This window comes from Mycobacterium scrofulaceum (assembly GCF_001667885.1).
GTDB lineage: Bacteria > Actinomycetota > Actinomycetes > Mycobacteriales > Mycobacteriaceae > Mycobacterium > Mycobacterium scrofulaceum_C.
The window spans coordinates 1-1,382 of record NZ_LZJW01000065.1 but is presented as its reverse complement, the minus strand read 5'-3'; the positions used below and the strand labels follow the sequence as shown (position 1 = coordinate 1,382).

The following is a 1,382-nucleotide window of genomic DNA, read 5'->3' as shown; positions in this document are numbered from 1 at the left end:
GCCCGGCTGGCCCGCATCCCTGGCATCACCGACGGTCATGAACGGATCACCGACGAAGGGATCGGGCCCGTCAAGCCCGTGCCAATCATGCACTGGCTGTTCGACATTGACGGCCCGATCGACCAGTTCAACCAAACCATGGTCCTGCACGCACCGCCGAGCGCAACGCACGCCGAGGTGCTCGCCGTGCTGCAAGCGCTGCTCGACCGCCACCCGATGCTGCGGGCACGGGCCGATACGAGCGCGCGGTCCCTGGCCGTTCCCGGGCCCGGGGCGGTCGACGGCGCTCAGTGCCTGCACACCGTCGACGCGCTGACCGATGATGTCCTCGGCCAGGCCAGGTCCCGGCTCGACCCCGGCGGTGGCGTGATGCTCAGCGCGCTGTGGGTTTCCACTACCGGCCAGCTGGTGGTGATCGTTCATCATCTGGCCGTGGATGCGGTGTCGTGGCGGATCCTGTTGGAGGACTTCAACATCGCGTGGGCCCAGTACCACCACGGACAGCCGATCACCCTGCCCCAAACCGGCACCTCATTCCAGCGGTGGGCCGCGCTGCTCGACGAGCACGCCCACACCCCGGCCGTCACCGCACAGGCCGACACCTGGCGACACATCAGCGGCATCCCGGCCGCGCTGCCCCCACCGCGGCCCAGCGACACCTTTACCAGCGCCGGACACCTGACGGCCACCCTGGACGCCGAGACCACCCAGGTGTTGCTCACCGACGCCCCGGCGGCCTTCCACACCGGCATCCACGACATCCTGTTGATCGCCTACGCGCTGGCTTGGACCGAATTCCTCGGCACTACCGGCCAACCCGTGGGCATCGACGTCGAAGGCCACGGCCGCCACGACGACCTCGCCGACGTGGTGGATCTGTCGCGCACCGTGGGCTGGTTCACCACCAAATACCCCGTCGCACTCAACGTTGGCGGGCCGGGCTGGCACCACATCACAGCAGGCGACCCAGCACTGGGTCCGATCATCAAGGCCGCCAAAGAACAACTACGCGCCCTGCCCCACCCGCTGACCTACGGACTGCTGCGCTACCACAACCCCGACACCGCCCTCGCCGCAGCCGACCCCACCATCGGATTCAACTACCTCGGGCGCCTCGGCGGCGTAGCCCCCGAAGACATTCCCGGCGAGCTCTGGCGGATCAGCCCGGACAGCCTGGTGATCGCCAATGACGCTGCCGCGCTGCCGATGCCGTTGTCCCACACGGCCGAACTCAACGCCGCCACCATCGACACCGACACCGGCCCGCAGCTCAACGCCACCTGGACCTGGGCCACCTCGGCGCTCGATGACACCCAGATCGCCCGGCTCAGCCAGCTGTGGTTCGACGCCCTGACCGGCATCTGCACCCACGTGCGGCGCGG

Annotated in this window: 1 protein-coding gene; it reads left to right on the top strand. The window is 68.9% G+C overall.

Features of this window, described 5'->3' with window-relative positions; translation table 11 throughout:
• Positions 1-1,382: condensation domain-containing protein (locus A5681_RS09530; RefSeq protein WP_231996268.1), on the top strand; the 1,382-nt coding region annotated here is incomplete at both ends.